This window comes from Pseudomonas sp. 32A (genome assembly GCF_052682255.1).
Window position 1 is genome coordinate 4,045,815 of sequence record NZ_JBQYLY010000001.1, and the last position, 20,924, is coordinate 4,066,738.

14 protein-coding genes are annotated in these 20,924 nt (G+C 60.6%); 1 reads left to right on the top strand and 13 read right to left on the bottom strand.

Going from position 1 to position 20,924, the window contains the following annotated elements:
* The gene (locus ACUN0G_RS18595; RefSeq protein ID WP_445575567.1) at positions 1 to 465 is read right to left on the bottom strand and encodes a multidrug transporter; all 465 of its coding nucleotides are present in this window, start codon (positions 463 to 465) and stop codon (positions 1 to 3) included.
* A gap of 197 nt (positions 466 to 662) precedes the next feature.
* Here ACUN0G_RS18595 and ACUN0G_RS18600 point away from each other — a divergent pair, with 197 nt between their 5' ends.
* Positions 663 to 4,043, top strand: coding sequence for a dermonecrotic toxin domain-containing protein (locus tag ACUN0G_RS18600; RefSeq protein WP_445573978.1), 3,381 nt, complete (start codon positions 663 to 665; stop codon positions 4,041 to 4,043).
* Between the two features lie 103 nt (positions 4,044 to 4,146).
* On the opposite strand, the gene ACUN0G_RS18605 is transcribed toward ACUN0G_RS18600, so the two are convergent.
* From ACUN0G_RS18605 to ACUN0G_RS18660, 12 genes are all read right to left on the bottom strand, one after another.
* Positions 4,147 to 5,598 carry a mannose-1-phosphate guanylyltransferase/mannose-6-phosphate isomerase gene (locus ACUN0G_RS18605; protein WP_177044403.1) on the bottom strand — a complete coding sequence of 484 codons (1,452 nt, stop codon included), beginning with the start codon at positions 5,596 to 5,598 and terminating at the stop codon, positions 4,147 to 4,149.
* Positions 5,599 to 5,814: 216 nt separating this feature from the next.
* Positions 5,815 to 6,471: an alginate O-acetyltransferase AlgF gene (locus tag ACUN0G_RS18610; RefSeq protein ID WP_026077992.1), complete on the bottom strand. Its 657-nt coding sequence runs from the start codon at positions 6,469 to 6,471 to the stop codon at positions 5,815 to 5,817.
* Positions 6,472 to 6,487: 16 nt separating this feature from the next.
* A complete protein-coding gene (locus ACUN0G_RS18615; protein WP_445573979.1) occupies positions 6,488 to 7,675 on the bottom strand; it encodes an alginate O-acetyltransferase in 1,188 nt (395 codons plus the stop codon).
* A gap of 11 nt (positions 7,676 to 7,686) precedes the next feature.
* Entirely contained in the window at positions 7,687 to 9,252 is a 1,566-nt protein-coding gene (locus ACUN0G_RS18620; protein ID WP_177080108.1) for an MBOAT family O-acyltransferase, read from the bottom strand.
* A gap of 208 nt (positions 9,253 to 9,460) precedes the next feature.
* Positions 9,461 to 10,570, bottom strand: coding sequence for a mannuronate-specific alginate lyase (locus tag ACUN0G_RS18625; protein ID WP_445573980.1), 1,110 nt, complete (start codon positions 10,568 to 10,570; stop codon positions 9,461 to 9,463).
* Between the two features lie 8 nt (positions 10,571 to 10,578).
* Positions 10,579 to 12,027 carry an alginate O-acetyltransferase gene (locus ACUN0G_RS18630; protein WP_258348625.1) on the bottom strand — a complete coding sequence of 483 codons (1,449 nt, stop codon included), beginning with the start codon at positions 12,025 to 12,027 and terminating at the stop codon, positions 10,579 to 10,581.
* Positions 12,028 to 12,038: 11 nt separating this feature from the next.
* Entirely contained in the window at positions 12,039 to 13,631 is a 1,593-nt protein-coding gene (gene algG / locus ACUN0G_RS18635; protein ID WP_445573981.1) for a mannuronan 5-epimerase AlgG, read from the bottom strand.
* Positions 13,631 to 15,118 (bottom strand): alginate export family protein, encoded by a 1,488-nt coding sequence (locus ACUN0G_RS18640; protein WP_003216288.1) that lies wholly within the window; start codon positions 15,116 to 15,118, stop codon positions 13,631 to 13,633. Before ACUN0G_RS18640 ends, algG begins: the two co-directional genes overlap by 1 nt.
* A complete protein-coding gene (gene algK / locus ACUN0G_RS18645; protein ID WP_421523759.1) occupies positions 15,115 to 16,536 on the bottom strand; it encodes an alginate biosynthesis TPR repeat lipoprotein AlgK in 1,422 nt (473 codons plus the stop codon). The genes ACUN0G_RS18640 and algK overlap by 4 nt, the downstream gene beginning before the upstream one ends.
* A gap of 95 nt (positions 16,537 to 16,631) precedes the next feature.
* Positions 16,632 to 17,801 (bottom strand): PilZ domain-containing protein, encoded by a 1,170-nt coding sequence (locus tag ACUN0G_RS18650; protein WP_421523709.1) that lies wholly within the window; start codon positions 17,799 to 17,801, stop codon positions 16,632 to 16,634.
* Between the two features lie 36 nt (positions 17,802 to 17,837).
* The gene (gene alg8, locus ACUN0G_RS18655) at positions 17,838 to 19,319 is read right to left on the bottom strand and encodes a mannuronan synthase (RefSeq protein WP_017477650.1); all 1,482 of its coding nucleotides are present in this window, start codon (positions 19,317 to 19,319) and stop codon (positions 17,838 to 17,840) included.
* A gap of 83 nt (positions 19,320 to 19,402) precedes the next feature.
* Entirely contained in the window at positions 19,403 to 20,719 is a 1,317-nt protein-coding gene (locus tag ACUN0G_RS18660) for a nucleotide sugar dehydrogenase (protein ID WP_445573982.1), read from the bottom strand.
* Positions 20,720 to 20,924: the final 205 nt, after the last annotated feature.

The following is a 20,924-nucleotide window of genomic DNA, read 5'->3' on the forward strand; positions in this document are numbered from 1 at the left end:
TTAGTCAGAGAAGCTGCCTTGCAAATGCTCGGCACGAAATTCCAGGGTTTGCGGGCGATAGCCGGGGCGCAGTGGTGGTACCGGCAGGCAGTCTTCCCAGGTGGCGCCGGCTTGCAGTTCGCCGGGGCCGCGATAGCGTGGGGCAGCGTAGACGTTGTCGGCCAGGTTGACGGTGTCGCCTGGTGCGTAGGCAGCGACGCGCCAGCGCAGTTCGGTCAGGGGCACGTTGTTGCCGTTGTTCAGGGTGAGTTTGAGTGGGCGGTCTGCCGGGCATTCTTGAGGCGCGTAGACGGTGCGCAATTCCAGGCGTGCCAATTGTTGGGCCTCACGCTTGTCCAGCCACACTACGCCTATCGCCACCAAACCCAGGCTGATGGCGGCCGCAAGGGAAACCGGCAACGCCTTGGCCGGATAGCGCAGGAGGAGGATCAACCAGGTGATGATCAGTAGAACGCCGATAAACACGATAAAACCCTCGCTTGCCATGAGCATTCATCGTAGCTGAGCCCGGGGGCTAAGCCTATTCACTTGCCGAAATGCACTGAAATTTCCCCACCGGAACCCGCTGACCCTCTTACACCACTGACTGATTTATCACTGGAGTGATATCTCTTTTACAAGGGTAACAATGGACTGGCCCCCTTAATCACAGGGTCCATTTAATGATTGTTCAACCTCATACCCACTATCAGCCTGATCTTCCCCCCTCCTCAGACTCAACCCGCCCTCAACCTTCAGAAAGGGCAGCGCCTCCACTCGGGGGCCAGGCCATATTTTCTGGCCACGCCGTCACCGGTACGCCCGTTCTGCCGGTTGTTCGGGGCATTCGTCCGGCCGCTGTCGCCGAGTATGTTTTTGGCAGACCCGCTTCTGCCCAACAAGGGTTTCTCACTCAGCACGATGCACTCAACATTAAAATCAACCGGTTGGTCAGCCAGCAGCCCACCTACGAACAGTTTGTGCAGGAATATCAGGAGTACGTTGCCACGACGCCTGGCGCCGTGGGGGAAATCGGGGATCTGTTTGCCAACGCCGTCACTCGGTTCTGGACGTCTGCCCGCCCCACCGAAACCGACTCGAGCCCGCCTCAAGACCAACTGATCAACCTGCACCGGCAAATGCTCTCCACCCAGGCGGCGCTGCGGGTGGAGGACGGCACCCTGGGCCCGGCAAGCAAAGCCCTGATCGACAAGGCGTTCCGCTATCCGACCCTGGCGGCCCGGGAAAGCGCTTTCCCCAACGGTGCGCGGCCCGGTGTGTACCCGATCACGGTTGATGACAATACGCCGAACGGCGCGCGCCTGGCCGGGGCCTTCATGATCACCACCACCGATGGCTCCGGGCAAACGCAACCGCACTGGCCCAACGGCAACAAAAACATGCCTGCCAACCAGGACAATGGACCTGTGGTGCTCTACACCCCCGGTGAGGGCTTTGAAGAGTTCGCGACCCCTGCACAATTGCAGGCGGCACTGATGCAACGAATTGACAAAGGGGGTGTTCCCGCAGAACTGCTATCACAGAGCTTGCCCTTGTCGGCGGAAAACCTGCGCAAACCTTTACGCGGGGAGGACCTGACGCTGAGTTTCGCCCCGACCTCAGGGGACGTGATGGCTGAAGCGATTCCTCAGCTTCTGGAGCGACAAAAAGCCGAACTGAATGCCCTGACGCACTCAGACACCAGCGACATGAACGGCCCACAAATCTCCCAGGCCATGAACAACGCCGCCAATTGGTCTTCTCAACTGGACGGCAGCAACGCAATGCTCGCCCGGGGAGAAAGGCTTGAAGAAAAACAACAGCCGCCGTGGCTGAAAAACCTGTCGCGCATGAACGAGGGGCAATACAAAGACCTGGATGTACGCGAGCAGCAATCCCTCCAGACGCTGGTGCCGTTCCTGGAGGAGATCCCTTCACTGCAGGGCTTTGCCAGTCAGCAATTAAAGGCGGCACTCAGGAAAAAATACCCCACGGTGAATCTCGACCCGGACAAGATCGTGGTGACCACCACCACGCAATCCAGAATTCATACCGGTCGGCCAGGCGCTTACGTTCCGCGCGATGTCGACAGACAGCACAGCTCATTGACCGACCTGGCGCTGAAAAACCCTACGGCATGGCCCCCAGCAGAAAGCCACCAGCATAGTGAGGTGAAGTTCGCCGCGAAGCTGACCGATGTTTCAGGCACGCCGGTACTCGGGGCGGATGGAAAACCCGTGGTGCTGGGAACCGAGGAACTCAAGGCGCTGGTGAATGAGCTGGATGTGGGCGGCCACTACATCGCGCTACTCAAGGAGCGGATGGCACCGGACACCCAGACGGGCAAGCCGGGAAAACTGCGCGCGGCGTGGAAAGCCAACCTGTCGGATGTCATGCAAAAGCAGGCGTTTCTGGGGCAGTTGAACCCGCAGGCTTATCCACAGGGTTCCTCGGGTCCTGAATGGGTCCGGGCCGTGCTCGATTTTCCGGACGCCTCCACGCGGCCCCAAGTGGATGGAAAAACCGTTGTCGCCAACACCGTCAGCCACTTTGGTCAGGCGCTTCAGGGGGTGATCGCCATCGGCAACGGGCAGGACGGGCCGCTCGTGCTGTATAGCCCTGATGCGCCTGACGGGATCTCCTTTCGGGAAGTCGCCGATCAGGCGGCTCTTAGTGCGCTTTTCAAAGAACCGGGATGGCGAACCTACGCACATCGCAAAACCTCGCCGCTCAATCCGGATGGTGTAAGGGCAATCATCGAGGGGAGCATGGTTGAAAACGTGGAGCGGCTGGGACGGATAAATGAGTTGGGCAGCAACGCCTACCTCACACCTATCCAGGGCAATGTTCAGGACGCGTTGTACAAACAATTGACGGAAATACTGATCGATAAGGCGGACGTCGGATCTGTCAGCTCAGATGAGGTGGCTAAAGAATCGAGATACAACAAGACCCTGTTCGGCATCGAGGTCGCCACGATGTTCATGGACCTGCTGCCCATTGTCGGAAAGGGCGTCTCGACCGCAACCAGGCTGACCAAGGCGGGGCTGCGTGTCATCCGGGCACCGGGACAATCCATCGTCAACGTACTCAACAAACCCAGCCGTCTTGCCATGATCTACGCCCGGTATGGCGACGGCAGCGGCATGGCCGCGGGTAGCAAGGCCAGCCCGATTCTGCGCCCGGTGCTGAACCCGGCGCCGACGAGTAGAGTCGTCGTGCCGCTGACGACCGCACTGACGACACACCCGGTACCGGCAGGGGGCGCCTCGGTCCGCGCACTGCCAGACATCAGCGCCCATTCCGTGCCTGACAGCCTGCTCAGTGACCGCACGATGAGGGGCGATGGCACCTATCAAGTCGGCGAGCAGTTCTATGTGCGTTACACCGACGGTACCGGCGTCAGCAAACCCTATGAAATCAGCCCGGTGTACAAGGTCGAGGGGGGACCTGTACGGGTCATTGACCCGCAAACCAAAAAAACCGTGGCATTCCTGCAGCCGGCGGGCGAGGGCGAATGGCGATTGAATCGCTTGCCGGGTGGCATCAAGTCAGGAACTCCAGGTTCAAAGAAGGCCCAGCCCCAGGCACAAAAGGCCCTTGGCCGGCCAGGCAGCTCGGCCCAACTCGCTGCAACGAATAAGCCATTGGTCAATCATCCGGACTGGCAGTCGGCAGTGGATTCGGGCACGCACAACGGGCAACCCGTTTATATCCACTACACCAGTAAGGAAGGCGCCGAAGCCATCGCTCGGGGGCAAAATATCAATGACCTTTCGCGCGGGGAAACGCGCGCGGGTTCAAAGGGCGGCGTGTACGTTAACCCCCCCGGTCAGCAATTTAATGGCGAAAACGTCGAAAATCTTTTGTTTCTGGGGAACGAACGTTATGTGGGCAGGGGCGACTATATGGTGATATTCAGCAGCGACCAGGTCCCGCAGGACCTAGGGTCCATTACGGCGGGCAGCCCGTTCGTTGAGCTGAAGATGAACAAGGAAATCAAGCTGACTGAGTCGAACTTTCTGTACTTGGGGCCGAATCAGTTTCCCGACTATTTCGGTTGAGCGCGTTTGAAAGCGCTGGGGCAATGATCTAAAAAAGCCCCCGACCCACCGGCTGCGGATAGGGGACGCAGTCGGTGTGAAGGGGGCTTCTTGTGCGGCTCTTTTACTGCGCGATGGTTTTCACCGACACGCCACGCTCGATTGGCGTAGACCGGCCGTAGATATCTTCAAAACGCTCGATATCGTCTTCACCCAGGTAGCTGCCGGACTGCACCTCAATGATCTCCAATGGGATCTTGCCCGGGTTACGCAAGCGGTGCACCGAGGCAATCGGGATGTAGGTGGACTGGTTCTCGGTGAGCAGGAACACGTTCTCGTCGCAGGTGACTTCGGCGGTGCCGCTGACCACGATCCAGTGCTCGGCGCGGTGGTGGTGCATCTGCAACGACAGGCATGCGCCCGGCTTGACCGAGATGTGCTTGACCTGGAAGCGGCCGCCCATGTCCACCGAGTCATACGAACCCCACGGACGGTAGACCTCGCAATGGTTCTGGGTTTCGCTGCGGCCCTGTTCATTGAGGGTGTTGACCATCTGCTTGACGCCCTGGACCTTGTCCTTGTGGGCAATCATCATCGCGTCCTTGGTCTCCACCACCACGATGTTTTCCAGGCCGATCACCGACACCAGCTTGCCGTTGCCGTGGATCATGCAGTTCTTGCTGTCCTGGATCACCACGTCGCCCTTGCTGACGTTGCCGTTGGCGTCTTTTTCATTCACGTCCCACAACGATGCCCAGCAACCCACGTCGCTCCAACCCGCGGTCAATGGCACCACGCAGGCCAGTTGGGTTTTTTCCATCACGGCGTAGTCGATGGAATTGTCCGGACAGCAGGCGAAAGTGGCTTCGTCGATGTCGATGGTGTCGGCGGTGTGGTTGCTGCGTTCCAGGGTCAGCAGGCAGGTGTCGTAGATGTCCGGGTCGTGCTTTTTCAGCTCTTCGAGGAAGCGGCTGGCGCGGAACAGGAACATGCCGCTGTTCCAGAAATAACCACCGCTTTTGACGAATTCGGTGGCGCGTTTTTCATCAGGTTTTTCAACGAACTGTTGCACGCGGCTGACGCCTTCGGGCAGCAGCGAATCGTTGGTCGACTTGATGTAGCCATAGCCGGTTTCCGGACGGGTGGCCGGTACGCCGAACAGCACCATCTCGCCACGCTCGGCTGCCACAGTGGCCAGGGCCAGGGCGCGTTGCAGGGCTTTCTGGTCGTCCAGCACGTGGTCGGCCGGCAGCACCAGCATCAGCTCGTCACGGCCTTCGTTGACCAGCATCATCGCCGTCAGGGCCACAGCCGGCGCGGTGTTGCGGCCGAACGGTTCCATCAGGATGCGCTGGGTTTCCAGTTTGCGGGCGGCCAGTTGCTCGTTGACGATAAAGCGATGGTCCTTGTTGCAGACCACGATGGGCGCGTCCATGCCGTCGAACACCAGGCGCTCCAGGGTTTGCTGGAACAAGGTGTGCTCGCCGGTCAGGGCCAGGAACTGCTTGGGAAACTGTTTACGCGAAAGCGGCCAAAGACGTGAGCCGCTACCACCGGAAAGGATTACTGGGATCATGTGTTTCTCCTTGAATCAATATGGGTTAGAGCTACTGCGTTCTGTCGTTTCACTCTTGTTTTTGTCTCGGTCCGGGCTGGCCGCTTAATCCTGTAGGAGCGAGCTTGCTCGCGAAAAACCAGAGAGCGCCGGAGTAAACCAGGGCGCTGCGTCATCGTTAGCGTTCTTCGCGAGCAAGCTCGCTCCTACAGGGGTTGCGGTCAGTCCGGTAAATAGTTAGCGAGTCGACACTGGGCGCTTGACCCACACTGGCGACAGGTTGGCGCCGGTGCCGGTGACGTACAGCACTGCGGCCTCACCACGCTCCAGGGCTACCGGCTTCACGTCGCCGACTTTCTTGTCGCCTTCATACAGCGCCAGGCTGACCTTCACCGGGTTGATTTCGCGCTCGCCACGGCCCTTGGCAGCCACGGCCTGGACCACGTCGGTCTTGCCGTCGGCGGTTTTCAGGGTCAGCGACTTGTCACTGAGGTTCTGCACGCGCACCAGGGATTTCTGCTTGTTCTTGAACGGCGGTTCTTCGATCAGTTGCGGCTGGCCGCTGCCGCTGCTGACCAGGGTGTAGTAGTGGTCGGCGGCGAGCTTGACCGGCAGGGTCTGGCTGCCGACCTTGGCGCTGTAGTCACCGCCCGGCATGAAGCTGAAGTCACTGCTGGCCAGCGGGGCAACCTCGTTGAGGTTGGTGCTGCCGACGGTGGCACTGACTTCCTGGTTGCTGGCGTTGTACACCCGCACAAAGCTCGAACCTTTTGGCGCGACGGGACCGTAGAGGGCGGCGTCGCCACCGGCGAAGGCGGACATCGAAATAACGCTCATGCCTGCAACGAGGGCAAAGGTTTTTGCGAGACGACGCGGAGTAGTAGTGAAAGTCATGTGAGTTACCTCTCTTTCAGTTTTGCGCCCGGTTGGGCGTCTCGGAGTTCATGTTTTTAACGGCGGGGGTGTTGATAGCCATGTTCTGTTGGCGCATACCGGCTTGTTTGAGCTGCGCAACCCACTGCGGGTCGGCATCGCCGATTTCGTTGTTCACAGGCAGATAACGTTCAGGAAACTCCCAGATCAGCACCTGTGGCGGGCTGTTCTTGAAGTCGTCGCTTTTCAGGTAGCTGAGCATCGGCAGGATCGGGCCGTGGCCGTCTTCGGAATAGTTGATGACGTCGCTGCCCAGGGCTTGCTTCAGCGCGCCGACAAAGTTCCAGTTCGGGTTGGCGCTGTAGCTGGTGCCTACCAGGGCCACCGGGGTTTCGCTGTCGGCGAACAGGGCGTCGTCGCCTTTGGTTTCAGCCACGTGAGTCACGCGTTTTTGCAACGGCTCCTTCGGCGGCATCAGGTTTTCGAACAGCGGGTCCAGGGGCAGGAACAGGCGCAGGTCGCCCTTGTGTGGCTCGGTCTTCTCGGCTTCGGTGACAAAGCGTTGAGGCTCGCCGCTCAGGGGCGTCTTGTTGGCAATTGTCTTGGCCAATTCTTTGGCCGCGACTTCAGCGCCGTCCGGGGTCCAGTGGGTGTCGGTGCGCAGGAACACTTGCTGGCCATGCAGCTTGGCCTGTTGCAGCGGGCCCATCAGGTCGGGAGCGATGATCTTGTCGGCGGCCATGCGGGCATGGAAGTCCTGGTACAGACCGGCGTGGATACTCGCCGGCTGCACTTCACCCAGGTGTTCCGGGTACAGGCGCACTTTGGCCGGCACGATCGCCATTACCAATTGGATGCCTTGGGCCTTGAGCTTCTGGCGCACGCCTTCCACCAGGGCGTAGTTGCCTTGCAGGTTCTGGTCCTCGTTGACGATGGGGTTGAATTCCTCGTCGCTGTACAACCAGTGATCGCGGCCAATCACCACACCAGGGCGGCCTTCATTGAACAGCTTGTAGTCCAGGGCGGCCCAGAGGTTGGTGCCCAGGCGCTTGATCGGGAACTGGTCGTCGTAATGGGTCTCGACGGCCTTGGTCCAGCGACCGTTGAGCACGGTAGCGTCGGCGTTGGTGCTGAAGCCCAGGAAACTGCGCATCGACCAGGCGCCCAGCGCCAGCAGCACGGCGAGGAACAAGGCGATGTAGAGGACGCGTAATGAACGGGTCATGGTCGGCTCCCTCAGAACTGGAAGTAAAGGAACGGCGAGAAGCTCTGCGCCGAAAGTTTGAGAATCGACGCCACGAACAACAGCAGCACGGCGGCGCGCATGGCGTAGCGTGGCCAGGTGGCGCTCCAGTAGGCCGGTTGCACGGTGGCCTCAGTGCCCACGGTGTAGCCGGGCTCGTGGATGCTGCCTGGGTTATCGCCCGGTACGGCCTTGATCAAGCCGGGTTGGGCAGTGGCCGGGCCGTCGGCCTGGGTGTTGACCGCAGGCTTGGTTTTTTCCGGTGGGCGGTTGTTGTAGAAGTCCCGCAGGCCGAAAAACGCCAGGGTTGCGTATGCCACCACCAGGGTTGCCACTTGCAGGCCGGTGAGGCTGGCGCGGTTGAGTTCCGACAGCGACCACTCGCCGAAGCTGAACATTGCGCCGTACATGCGGCCGGCGACGTGCAGGTTTTCCGAGCGGAAGATCACCCAGCCCATCACCACCAGCAGGAAGGTGAAGGCCCAGCGCACGACGTTGAAACTGCGCGGTGCGGTGTTGAGGCCGATGGCTTTTTCAATCGCCAGCCACATGCCGTGCCAGGCACCCCACACGATGTAGGTGATGTTCGCACCGTGCCACAGGCCACCGAGGAGCATGGTCAGGAACAGGTTGCGGTAAGTGGTCAGCGTGCCTTTACGGTTGCCGCCCAAGGTGATGTAGAGGTAGTCGCGCAGCCAGGTGGACAGGCTGATGTGCCAGCGCCGCCAGAACTCGGTGATCGACTGGCTGATGTACGGCTGCTTGAAGTTTTCCATGAAGCGGAAACCCATCATCAAGCCCAGGCCGATGGCCATGTCGCTGTAGCCGGAGAAGTCGAAGTACAGCTGCGCGGTGTATGCCAGCGCGCCGAGCCAGGCGTCACCCGTCGTAGGGTTTTGCAGGGCGAAGCAATGGTCGGCGACCACCGCCAGGGTGTCGGCGATGAACACCTTCTTGATGAAACCCTGCATGAACCGCGTGCAGCCCTCGGAGAATTTATCGAGGGTGTGGGTGCGGTTGTTGAACTGGTCGGCCAGGTCGCGAAAGCGCAACACGGGGCCGGCAATCAGGTGCGGGAAGATCGCCACGAACGCCGCAAAGTCGATCAGGTTGCGGGTGGCCGGGGTGTCGCCGCGGTACACGTCGATGATGTAGCTGATGGACTCGAAGATGTAGAACGAGATACCGATCGGCAACAGCACATGGGTCAGGATGAAAGGCTCAAGGCCCGCCGACTTCATCATCAGGTTGATGCTGTCGACGCCGAAATTGGCGTACTTGAAGTAGCCGAGGATGCACAGGTCGACCGCCACGCCCAACAGCAGCCAGCGCTGGGCCGGCTTGGTGCGCACGCCTGCCGCGCCGACCTTCAGGCCGATCCAGTAGTTCCACAGCGTCACGGCGGCGAACAGCGCCAGGAAGTCCACTCGCCACCAGGCGTAGAACACATAACTGGCAACCAGCAGCAGCAGATTGCGATAGCGTTGCCCGCTCAAATAGTACAAGCCGAGGAAGATCGGCAAGAACAGAAACAGGAACACATTGGACGAGAAAACCATCCCGATCTCTCCATGTTTAACCAACAGTCAAGGGCCAACGGCCCCCCCAAACCCCCCCACGAATCTGGGAGGGTGTACGTGTTCAGTGTGGGAGCTGGCTTGCCTGCGATGACGGTGTGTCAGTCGACATCAACGCTGAATGTCATACCGCTATCGCAGGCAAGCCAGCTCCCACATTTGGACCGAGTCCAGGTGTGGGAGCCTTGTATCAGCTGCCTTTGTTGCCTTTCTCGTGCGCCGGGTCGAAGACCTTGGTCAGGTCACCCCCGAGGCGGAACGTCTTGAACGGCTGCATCCCGTGCTTGCGCTCGATCACTTCCGGCGCGCAGGTGTAGAGGGTGCAGAAGGGCTCAAGCCAGGCAAATTTCATGTCTTCCTTGAGGTCCTTCATGTCTTGTTCCTTGCCGTTCTTCTTCTCGAAGATTTCCGGGTCTTTCACCCCGGCCAGCACGTTGTCGCCCAGGCGTTTCAAGGCGCCGTTGTTTTCCTGGCGCAGGTCCACACCGTTGACCAGGGCAAAACTGGCAATCATCGCCAGCGGCGGCAGGGCGTAGTTGTGGTACGACAAAGCCCGTTGCTGACGCTTCAATTCGTTGGGCAGGAAGCCTTGGGCATCCACCTGATTGGCGCCGACCTTGTATTCCTTCACGGCCCAGTCAAACAGGTCGCGACGGTTGGTGGCGATGGAGGTCGCCATCACCGACCAGGCGGCCCAGTAGGAGTGGTTGTTGGTTTTATCCAGCGGCAGGTTGTCCCAGTCGCTCACCACCTGATCCGCCATTTTGCTGAACCAGGCTTCGATCAACTGCGACTCCTGCTGGTGGTTGGCCAGCGGGTGGGAATCGGAGAACTTCAGGCGCACATAGGCCGACGCCATGCTGCCCAACGCCCATTTGCGCATGGACTTGCCGGTGTGGTTGAAGTCCTTGGACATCAATGCATCGGCCTTGGCCCAGCTCGTGAGCCAGTTGAGTGTGCATTCCAGCTGCTCCGGGCGACCGTCACGCATGAACTGCATCACGCGCTTGCTGGTGTCTTTTTCCAGCTTGGTGATGTCGGCGGTGCTGTCGCGAAAGGCTTTTTCGGACTGCACATTCAGCGTGGAACGAGCCTTGTCCGAACCTTCGTACTTGCTGCGAAATTGCAGCGAGCCGGTGTACGGCGCCGGCATGGCGTCGCAGTCATTCTTGAAGTCGCCGGTCTTGAACGCCTCGATCGGCGCAAAATAGCCTTGCGGCGGACGCAATGGCGCGGCGGCATTGACGGAGCCGGCGAAGATCGCCAGGCCCAGCAACGATGGAATCAATAACTTCTGCATAGGTAACCTCATTGCCCGGCCGAAGCAGTCTGTTGACCACCGGCGGGGAATACGTTGCGTGTGCAAATTTTCGCCTCGACTTTCTGCGCGGCCTGGCCCGCTTCAGGGCCCTGCACTTCCACGGCCAGCAGGTTTTGCGTGGCCCAGTCTTCATCGGTGCGCAGTTCAAAGGCGAAACGCCCGTCTGTATCGGATGTTTCGGGTTTCTCGATCTTGATGTCCTCGTGGCGCCCGTTCATGTACCAGAGGGTGGCTTGCAGGGTTTTCACCGACGGGTCGGCGAAGCGGATGTCGACCTGATGGCTGGCGTTGCGCAGGTCTTTGTTCGAACTGTTAACCAGCAATTCGTTCTTGCCGGGTTTCAGCGTGGTGCTGGCGCTCATCTGTGCGGTCTTGCCTTCGCAGCCGTTGTCCAGCAGCGCCATCATCTGGCGGTAGATGGTCTCCTGGTCCAGGCGATACAGCGGCGAGAATTCCCAGATCAGAATCTTCGGCGGGGTCTTCTGGAATTCTTCGCTGCCCAGGTACTGGATCATCGAGCCTTCCAGGCCACCGCCGGGGAAGGCGACGTTGAGGATGTCGGCACCGATTTCCTGTTCCAGGAAGCCGGCGAAGTTGTAGTTCTTGCCGCTGTGGCTGGTGCCCACGAGGGTGATCTGCGGGTTGCCGGAATCACCGAACAGGTCGCCGTCCGCCGCTTCGCCCTTGGGCTCGGTGGTGAACTGGTCCATGTACTGGATCGCGTAGCTGGTGCCGCACAGCTGCCCGGCCATGTTGTGCAGGGTGCCGGTCTTGCCCATGCGACCGGAACGTTTGGTCTCGAATTCACGTTGCGGGATGCCGGCAAACTCAGGCATCGCCCGCACTTTGGCGCCGACGATTTTGGCGGTGCGCTGGGCGCCGTATGGCGTCCAGTGTTGGTCACCGCGGAAGTAGAAATCGTGGGCCGGCAACTCGTCCGGCAGTTGCTCGTTGGTCAGCGGCGACAGGTCCGGCACGACGTAGCCCATCTTGGCGAAACGCCCGAGCATGGTCTTGTAATTGCCCAGGGCCTTGTCGAAATCGAACTTGGCTTTCTCTTCAGGGTTGAGCTTGTTGCGGTTCACCAGACCACGGGTTGGCTGGTAGACCACCACCAGTTCCACGCCCTTGCTCTTGAACGCATCGTGCAGCTGCTGCATGCGTTTGTAGCCGGCGGGGCTGGTGTCGAATTCGGTGCGCAGGTCTTCCTGGGTACGGAACAACCAATCGCCCTGGGCTTGCACCAGGGTGGTGAAGTTCTGCTGGTAGCGCGTGGTGTAGTTCTTCGCATCGTGGGCGGCCGGGCACAGGCTGCAGCACGGTTCGGCGGTGAAGGTTGGCGCCTTGATTTCGTCGGCGCGCACGCCCTGGCTGGCCGCGAGCAGGCCGAGGGTCAAACCCGAAAGGCTGAGCAGTTTGATCATGTGTGGGTGCATAAAGGTCATCCTCAGTCCTGCATTTCGGTCTGGCGTTCGACAGGGTCGATCAGCACGGCTTTCTTCTGGCGTACCAGCAAGTCGAGAATCTCTTCCTGGCGATCGCCGAGAACGCCCGAGAAGCTGATGCCACTGGATTTGGTCGGCGCAAGCATCGACACGCGGTACAGCTCGACGCTCAACGGCGAGTCGATGGACAGCGGCCCGCTGCCGTTGGCGGCCAGTTCACCGCCCACTACAATCAGCGAGACCTTGGCGTCGAACGGGTCGAGGGCGATGTCGCGGTCGGTGTCGGTCAAATCCTTGATGTGGCCGTACACGCCGGTCAGCCCGTTGGCCATGGCGATGTTCTCGTACAGGCGAATGTTCACGCTGTTACGCACGCGGATGCCGTGGCGACGGTTGCTGATCACCTTGTTGCCCCACAGCAGGTTATCGCCGCTCTCATAGAGGGTGATGCCGTCGGTGTGGTTGCGGTAGATCTCGTTGTCGGCGATCAGGTTGTTGACGCTGTTACGGTCGATCACCAGGCCCGAGAGCTTGTTGTCGAAGCTGCGGTTGTTGAAGATGAAGCTGTCGTTCACTTCCCGGGAAATGATGATGCCGTGCTTCTTCTTCGTGCCGTAGACGGTGTTGTCGGTGATGATCAGGCCGTGTGAACGGTCGTGGGGGTCAATGCCGTAGACGATGTTGTCTTTGTAGGTATTGCCCTTGAGCACAAAGCCGGTGGTTTCGTAGCAGTAGAAGCCGTACCACATGTCCGAGAACTCGGAGTCGACGATCCAGCCCGTCGGCTCGGGGCGCTTGAGCACCTTGGCCATGTTCGGCGTGTACTGGGAAATACTCACGCCATACGACTTACTGTTGGCGTAGCCGAAACTGGCCATCTTGCTGTTGGCGATGTAGGTCTCGGTGCCGCCCCAGGCCAGCAGGAACGGACGAAATTCCTTGGGCGACTGGAAGGTCGCCGGGCCGTTGGTCTTCTCGCGCCAGCCGGTGATTTTGGTGTCACGTACGAACAGCTGGCCGTCGTTGATCAGGAACGAACCGGCTTCCTGGGACAGGCGCAGCTCTTGAGTCTGCTTGTCGATTTCGAGGATGCCTTTACGGCCCACCACGATCGGCAACTTGGCCAGGAACACCCCCGGCGAAGTTTCGCTCAAGTACTGCTTGGGCACTTTCTTCAGCAGGTCCTTGAGGTTCATGTAGCCGTCGTCGACAAAGATCGCCTGGGGAATACCGTGCTGGCGCACCACCCATTCGGCCATCTTGTTGTCGCCGCCGATGAAGTCCTTCAGGGCGTCTTCCTGCATCATCCGGCGGATGCTGACTTTGCCTGGCTTGGTACGCACGATCTTTTTCGCGATATTCGCCGCGGTGTAGCCGGACACGTCCGGCAGCGCAGGCTTGGCCAACTCCAGCGGCGCGGTCGGCGGGCTGGAGATGGTGTAGGTCTTGGCCTGTTGCAGCTCTTTGGCGATGGTCGGCGCCTTGACCTGCTGCGCGACATCGGCGAAGGCCGAAGTGCTGGCCAGCAGCATGGCTGCGACCAGCAGGCTGACCGAGCCTTTGAGGGCTTGAGGGTTCATTGCGCAGGCTCCCATCAGAACTTCCAGATCACGTCGACAAAGGCGCGATGCATGTACGAGTCGACTTGGCTGCCGTAGGCGTCGCCCGGTTTGAACACGCCTGCACGGAAGCGCACCAGGGCCGACGGTTCGTCGATCGACTGGCTGAGCCCGGCCGGCAGCAGGCCTTTCTTGAAGTACTTGGTGACCACCAGGTCCATCTCCTGGCCGAGGTCTTTCTTGCCGTCTTCAAGCGGCAGGGACGTGCTGGACAGGATCGCGCCGGTCACGTCATCGGTGTTGTTCTGCACGGCGTCGATGCCGTTGCTGCCCACCGGCTTGTTGCCGTCGACGCGCCAGAACTTGTGGTACACCAGGCTGGCGTCATAGTCCTCGCGCAGCTGCCAGGAACCGAACAGGCTCATGGACTGCATGTTGTTCATCTCGCCGCGAAACGCTTCGCCGAAGCGGTGGACGCGGGACTGGGTACCGGTCCAGTTCGAACGGTTGCTTTGCAGGCCGTTCTGCTCGTATTCGGCACTGGCGCGGGAGTAGGCGGCGCCCACTTGCCACTGCGGGTCGAGGCGCAGGCGTACACCCAAATCGGTGGCCCAGCCATTCACGTCATCGCTGCGCTTGGCGTTGGCCGGGCGGGTGCCGTCGGCGTTCAAGGCGTTGACCGTGTCGCGGTCGCCCTGCATGCCGGTGACGCTCGCCCAGTAGTTGACGGTGTTGGTGTTGCGCCAGTTATAGGCATCGCTGTTGGCTTCGATGCCGAGCCAGGTCAGGTCGCCGTTCTCGCGCTTGTCCAGCGAGTCGGTGGCCACGCCCGGTTCCGGGTAGTCGAGCTTGCCGTCGTCATGGGTGTGGTGCGCGCGCAGGCCGATCCACTGGCCTGGCGTCCACTGATAGGCGGCGTCGGCGTACAGGTGCTGACGGTCCTTGTCCTTGGGCGACAGTTCCTTGAGGTCGGTGCGGTACTCACTGAAGCGCTCGGCGACGCCGACATTGGCCTTGAGCAAGGTGGTGTCGAAGGTCCAGTTCAGCGCTTCGATATTGGTGTCGCGCCATTGGCCGTCGTCATTGCGCAGGCGTTGGCGACCGAGCTTGAGGATCTCGCCGGGATAGGGCGTGAAGCCGCCGTAGGCGACCCAGAACTCGCGCATCGCCAGGTAGTTCTTCTTGCTTTTGCGGTCGTCATTGCTGGTCTGTTGAGTGGCGTCATCCGAGGACTGTTGCAGGGTGTCGGTCTCGATGATGTCGCTGGAGGTCACGGCCTGGCCCATGGCGTAAGCGCTCCAGTTGCCGCTTTCACCGTAGATCCACGGGCGCAGGTCAAGGCCGATGCCGTTGACGTCGCCGCCTTTCTGGGTGCCCAGGTCGCGGTCATCTTCGGACTGGCCGGTGACTTTGACTTCCAGGCCGAAATTCTTGGCTTCGGTCAGCGCGGCCAGGGTCGGGCACGACCACAGCAGGGCGAAGGTCAGGCCGATGCCGGCCTTGACGAATGGGTTGAGCTTCATAGGGATTCCTCGCCGTCTTCTTCTTGCAGGGCGTGCAATTGCAGCGTGCTTTGGGCCAGGGTGCCGCGCACCGCCAGTTCCTGTTGCACCAGGCGTTGGCCTTCGGCGCGTTGTTCCGGGGTCAGCGGGGCTTCGAGCTGGGTCGCCAGGTCGTTGGCTTCCGGCGTGTCCTGGGCCTTGGCCAACTGGCTGAAGACATAGGCGTTAAGCGGGTCGGGCTTGGTGCCTTTGCCTTGGGAAAACAGTTGGGCAATCGCGAAGTCGGCGCTGTTCTGGCCGTTGCGCGCAGCCGTCAGCAAGTGGTCCAGGGCCTTTTGCGAATAGACCTTGCCCAGGTAGCCACGGCGGTAGATCTGGCCGAGGTAGTAATCGGCAGCCACTTCGCGGCCGACGGCTTTCTGGAAGTGTTCTTCGGCGGCCTTGGCATCTGCCGGGACCCACTTGCCTTCGTAGTAGAGCTTGCCCAGCAACAGTTCGGCGCGGGGCTGGTCGGCGGCGCGCCCGTTGTCCAGGTACTTCATCATCTGGTCGACGTCACCCAGTTCCGGGAAGTCGTAGAGCAGTTGCGCCAGGCTGACCCAGGAGGCCGGGTAAGCAGGGGCGATTTTTTCCAGCAGGGCCTGGGCGGTTTTTTCGTCGGTCTTGCCCAGGCTTGCATCACCCAGCACGCGAGCCACGCTATCGACCCGTTGGGCGGTGACGGTGCCACGGCTGTAGCCGGCTTCCATTTGCTTGAGCAGTTCGGCCTGTTTTTCCGGCTCGGCTTTTTTCTGGTAGACCGTGGCCAACTCGACGTAGCAGATATCGGTGGTGTTCAGCGCGGCCTTGCAGATGCTTTCCACTTCATCCAGGTGCTGGTCGTAGGTGTCCTGGGTGCGATACAGCAGCACCTGGGCTAGACCGGCTTCCGGGTAACCCGAGGCGCGCCATTTGCTGATCTGCTGCTGGGCGTTGATGTTCGGGAAACTGTGCGGGTATTGCAGGTAGAGCATTGCCAGCGGGATCAGGGTGTTGCCTTCGCCATTGGCAAAGGCCTTTTTCAACAGGCCTTCGGCTTCATGGTGTTCGGCTTCGGTGGCGCCGGGCTTGGCCACCAGCAGGCGACCCAGGCGTGCCTGGGCACGGGGCGAGGTATCGGCAGCCGCGCGATAGGTTGCTTCGGCCTGCTTGATTTGCTCGGGGTCGCGGGTGCCGACCTGGATATCCGCCAGGCCCACCTGGGCCTCGCTGTAGCCCAGGTCTGCCAGTTGCTGGTAGTTCTGCTGCGCGGTAACCGTGTCGCCACGCTTGAGGGCTTCATTGGCCAGGCGTTGGTCGGGCAGGCCGGCGCAACCGGCGAGGCTCACGGCCAAGGCCAGGGCACAATACGCCAAGGCAGAGTGGGACCTGCTTTGGGTGGGAGCTGGCTTGCCTGCGATGCCGATGGTGGATTCACCACCGTCATCGCGGGCAAGCCCGGCTCCCACATTGGCCAGCGCTGTTTTTAGAGTAGGGTTCACAGGCATGTCCTCGCTTACAGACCGTGAGCCATGGCTTTGTCGATCAGCCAGTTCAGGGATGGGCCGCGGTCGCTGGTCACTTCAACCGGGCGACCGGCGTAGGTGCTGTCCAGCGGGGCATCGGGTTTGATCTGCACGCGGATGTCGGAAGACATTTCGCTGCTGTTCAGGCTGGTGCTGCTGACGATGGTGCCGGTACGCACCTGCTCTTCATCCGCCACCTGGAAGTTCACGCGGGTGCCCGGGCGAACGTCGGCAAACTGGCGATAGGAGAAGCGTGCATCAACGTTGGCCTGGCTGCCGCGTGGCACCAGTTGGAAGATCACGTCGCCCTTGCTGGCGTACTGACCGTCGGCGACCAATTGCTGGGCCACGACGCAGTCGCACGGGGAGGTGAGGGTGCCGGTCATTTGTTTGCCGAACAGCTCTTCAACCTTGGCCGGTTGCAGTTGGTCTTCGTCCAGATGGCCCTTGAGCACGTCGAGCATGCTGGTGCTGAACGTCGCCAATGGCGCGCCTTTGGCGGCGACCGCATCGCCTTTGATCAGGCTCTGTACGGTGCCGTCGCGAGGCATGGTCACATTCATCCCGGGCACGCTCACCAGGCCGGACGTGGCGTGGCTGACGAAGTACATGCCGTACACCGATTTGACGACAAAACCGAAGGCAACCAACCCCACCACAAAGATCCCGAGGCTGAAGGTCACCGCCCGCAGGCGGCCCGCCGCAGTCATGTTGCTGCCGCCGTCCTTGACCTTGCGCGCCTTGGTGAAGTTGTCCCGTTGCAGGGTCGCCAGCACGTCGCCCATGGTCACGATGTCGCCGGCCAGGTGCGAGGTGATCAGGTGGCGCAGGGTGGAGATGTCTTGTGCGTCGAGGTTCTGGAATTGGCAACCGGTGCGGCCGGTCTGGCGGTCGTAGGAGCGAATCTGCAGCTCAACGTCCATCGCCAGGCCCAGGTTATCGATCACGAACTGCAGGCGACCCTTATGCACATCTCCGACTTTCAGTGGCTGCTGCGGGGCGTTGAATGCCAGGCCGCCGGCGGACAGGTCGATGACCCGCACTTCCATCGGTGTTTGGTCGGCGCCGAAGAAGCGCAGCTTGGCCGGGATTTTTACCCGGGCGTGTTGGCGCTGGGCTTCGGACTCGTGGACAACGTTGGCGTTTACTGGGCTATTCATGGTGTTTAGTTCCTAGTTAATTCAGGCTTGGCAGGGTCAAACCATCATCAGCAACACGGCAACGAAAATGCTGCCGGCGGAGAAGGTCATGGTCCGAGACGACCAGGTGTTGAACCAACGTTGAAAGCTGGCCAAATCGCGGGTCAGTTTGGTGTCCTGGCGGGTCCAGGACTGTTGATCAAGGCGGAAGAACACGTAGATCTTCACCAGCGCGCCCATGATCTGGTTGTAATAGAGAATCACCGGGTAAGCCGGGCCGATCTTGTGGCCGGAGCACGACAGCAGCAGGGTCAGAATCAGGCGGGTGATGCCGATCCACAGCAGGTAGGCGAGGATGAATGCGCCGCCGTATTTGAAGGTGGCGATGATTGCCACGGTCAGCCCCAGCAGGGAGGTCCACATCGACACGCGCTGGTCGAACAGCACGATGCTGGTGAACAGGCCGAGGCGACGCATCCCCAGGCCCAGGGCACGTGAGTTCTGGCGCAGGTTGTTGCCGTACCAGCGGAACATCAGTTTGCGGCTGGCCTTGATAAAGCTCTTTTCCGGCGGGTGTTCCACGGTGTGGATTGCGGCATCCGGTACGTAGAAGGTGTCGTAGCCCAGGCGCATCAGGCTGAACCAGCTGGACTTGTCGTCACCGGTCAAAAACTTGAAGCGGCCCAGGCGCCAGTGTTGCAGCGAGTCGCTTTCCACGTCGGCGATAAAGCCCGGGTCGGTGACCACGTTGGCGCGGAACACCGACATGCGACCGGTCATGGTCAGCACGCGCTTGGACAGGGCCATGGAGCACATGTTGATGTGGCGCTGGGCGAAGCGCAGCTTGTGCCACTCGCTCATGATGTAGCCGCCGCGCACTTCGCAGAACTCGTTGGTGGTCAGGCCGCCGACATTGCCGAACAGCTGGAACCACGGCACGGTCTTGCGCACGACGCCCTCGGCGAGCACGGTGTCGCCATCGATCACGGCCACTACGGCGCGGTCGTCCGGCAGGTGGCGGGAGATGGCGCGAAAACCGAAGGCCAGGCCGTCACGCTTGCCGGTACCGGCGATACGCACGAAGTCCAGCTTGACGTGGTCAGGCGGGTTCATCCTGGCCCACAGGCTCTTGACCAGCAGCTCATCGGACATTTCCACCAGGGAGCAGACCACGGTGGTGGGGAAGCCACATTCGATGGCCTCGCGGATCACCGAGCTGTAGACCTGGGCTGTGGTCAGCGCGTCGATCCTGAAACTGGTGACCATCAGGAATACGTGGGACGGGTCTGCCGCTTTGCCCAGCTTGCGCACTTTGCGCCGCAGGTGCGGGTAGACCACGTACAGGAACAGCATGCCGCGAAAGAAATGCGTAGCACCCATCGAGTAGCGCCAGATACCGACGGCACCAATCAGGAAAATAAAATTCTTCGACTCGGAGTCGAACGTACTCGCCGGCAACAGCAGGGCGAGTCCCATCAGCAGGCTCAGGAAAAACAGCCAGCCGGCGGATTGGAGGAGTACGTGTTTTAACTTGGACATAGGCGTCATCCGCAAGTGAAGGAGGCTTCAAGCGACAAGCGCCGGGGATCAGGACGCTTGCCGCTTGAAGCTTGCCGTTGCTGTTACCAGCAAATGCCTTCGGTACGACCGCTCACGCTGGTGGCCTTGGACATGAAGCCCACCAGGTCGACCACTTGCTTGCCGTGGGGTGCGTTATGCGCCAGGGCACGGAACTTCTCATCGCGGTTGCCCAGGATGATCACGTCGGAGTTGTTGATCACTTCGTCGAAGTCCGAGTTGAGCAAGGACGACACGTGAGGAATCTTGCCTTCGATGTAGTCCTTGTTGGCGCCGTGTACGCGAGCGTATTCGACGTTGCTGTCGTAGATGCTCAGGTCGAAACCCTTGCCGATCAGCATCTCTGCCAGTTCCACCAGCGGGCTTTCGCGCAGGTCATCGGTGCCGGCCTTGAAGCTCAGGCCCAGCAGGGCGACTTTGCGTTTGTCATGGCTGGAGACGATGTCGAAGGCGTTTTGCACCTGTGATTCGTTGCTGCGCATCAGCGAGTTGAGCAGCGGCGCATCCACGTCGAGGGAGCCGGCGCGGTACGTCAGGGCACGCACGTCCTTGGGCAGGCAGGAGCCGCCGAAGGCAAAGCCTGGGCGCATGTAGTACTGGGACAGGTTGAGGGTCTTGTCCTGGCAGACCACTTCCATCACTTCGCGACCGTCGACACCTACCGCCTTGGCGATGTTGCCGATCTCGTTGGCGAAGGTCACTTTGGTCGCATGCCAGACGTTGCACGTGTACTTGATCATCTCGGCGACGGCGATGTCCTTGCGGATGATCGGCGCGTCGAGTTCTTCGTACAGCGACTGCAGGACATCGCCGGAAGCGGTGTCGAATTCGCCGATGACGGTCATTGGCGGCAGATCGTAGTCGGCGATGGCGGTGCTTTCACGCAGGAACTCAGGGTTGACCGCGACGCCGAAGTCGACGCCGGCTTTCTTGCCGGAGCAGTCTTCGAGAATCGGGATCACCACGTTCGCCACGGTGCCTGGCAGCACAGTGCTGCGGACCACGATGGTGTGACGAGTGGTCTTGTCACGCAGGACAAACCCGATCTCGCGGCATACCGATTCGATGTAGTTGAGTTCCAGGTCGCCGTTTTTCTTGCTCGGCGTGCCGACGCAAATCATCGACAGGTCGGTATCACGGATAGCGTCGGCGAAATTGGTAGTGCCGCGCAGTCGGCCGGTTTGAATGCCTTGGCTCAACAGTTCGCCCAGACCCGGTTCAACGATGGGGGATTTACCCGCGTTGATCAGGTCGATCTTTTCCTTGGAGATGTCTACGCCAACGACCTCATGGCCCCGTGCAGACAGGCAACCGGCACATACCGCGCCGACGTAACCCAAACCAAATATGCTGATGCGCATCGCATTTACCTCATTGTTAATCGTGCCACTAGATGGCCGGAGTTCATGTTTTGAAGCGTCACTCAGGCACTGGAAAGTGCGACGAGTAAACGTCGATATATCCAGTGCAGGCATACTAAAAGTCGAGTGACTAACTAATGCACTCAAGTTGTGCGCAACTTGGCCTTATTGTTGGGGCTTGCCCTGAAATGCAGCCAGCCTTCCT

What these genes read in the sequence shown, in the direction of transcription:
- ACUN0G_RS18660 (WP_445573982.1), bottom strand. Translation starts at nt 20,719, where the DNA reads ATGCGCATCAGCATATTTGGTTTGGGTTACGTCGGCGCGGTATGTGCC.
- ACUN0G_RS18640 (WP_003216288.1), bottom strand. Translation starts at nt 15,118, where the DNA reads ATGAAGCTCAACCCATTCGTCAAGGCCGGCATCGGCCTGACCTTCGCC.
- ACUN0G_RS18615 (WP_445573979.1), bottom strand. Translation starts at nt 7,675, where the DNA reads ATGACCCGTTCATTACGCGTCCTCTACATCGCCTTGTTCCTCGCCGTG.
- ACUN0G_RS18610 (WP_026077992.1), bottom strand. Translation starts at nt 6,471, where the DNA reads ATGACTTTCACTACTACTCCGCGTCGTCTCGCAAAAACCTTTGCCCTC.
- ACUN0G_RS18625 (WP_445573980.1), bottom strand. Translation starts at nt 10,570, where the DNA reads ATGCAGAAGTTATTGATTCCATCGTTGCTGGGCCTGGCGATCTTCGCC.
- ACUN0G_RS18620 (WP_177080108.1), bottom strand. Translation starts at nt 9,252, where the DNA reads ATGGTTTTCTCGTCCAATGTGTTCCTGTTTCTGTTCTTGCCGATCTTC.
- ACUN0G_RS18630 (WP_258348625.1), bottom strand. Translation starts at nt 12,027, where the DNA reads ATGCACCCACACATGATCAAACTGCTCAGCCTTTCGGGTTTGACCCTC.
- ACUN0G_RS18600 (WP_445573978.1), top strand. Translation starts at nt 663, where the DNA reads ATGATTGTTCAACCTCATACCCACTATCAGCCTGATCTTCCCCCCTCC.
- ACUN0G_RS18605 (WP_177044403.1), bottom strand. Translation starts at nt 5,598, where the DNA reads ATGATCCCAGTAATCCTTTCCGGTGGTAGCGGCTCACGTCTTTGGCCG.
- algG (WP_445573981.1), bottom strand. Translation starts at nt 13,631, where the DNA reads ATGGGAGCCTGCGCAATGAACCCTCAAGCCCTCAAAGGCTCGGTCAGC.
- alg8 (WP_017477650.1), bottom strand. Translation starts at nt 19,319, where the DNA reads ATGTCCAAGTTAAAACACGTACTCCTCCAATCCGCCGGCTGGCTGTTT.
- ACUN0G_RS18650 (WP_421523709.1), bottom strand. Translation starts at nt 17,801, where the DNA reads ATGAATAGCCCAGTAAACGCCAACGTTGTCCACGAGTCCGAAGCCCAG.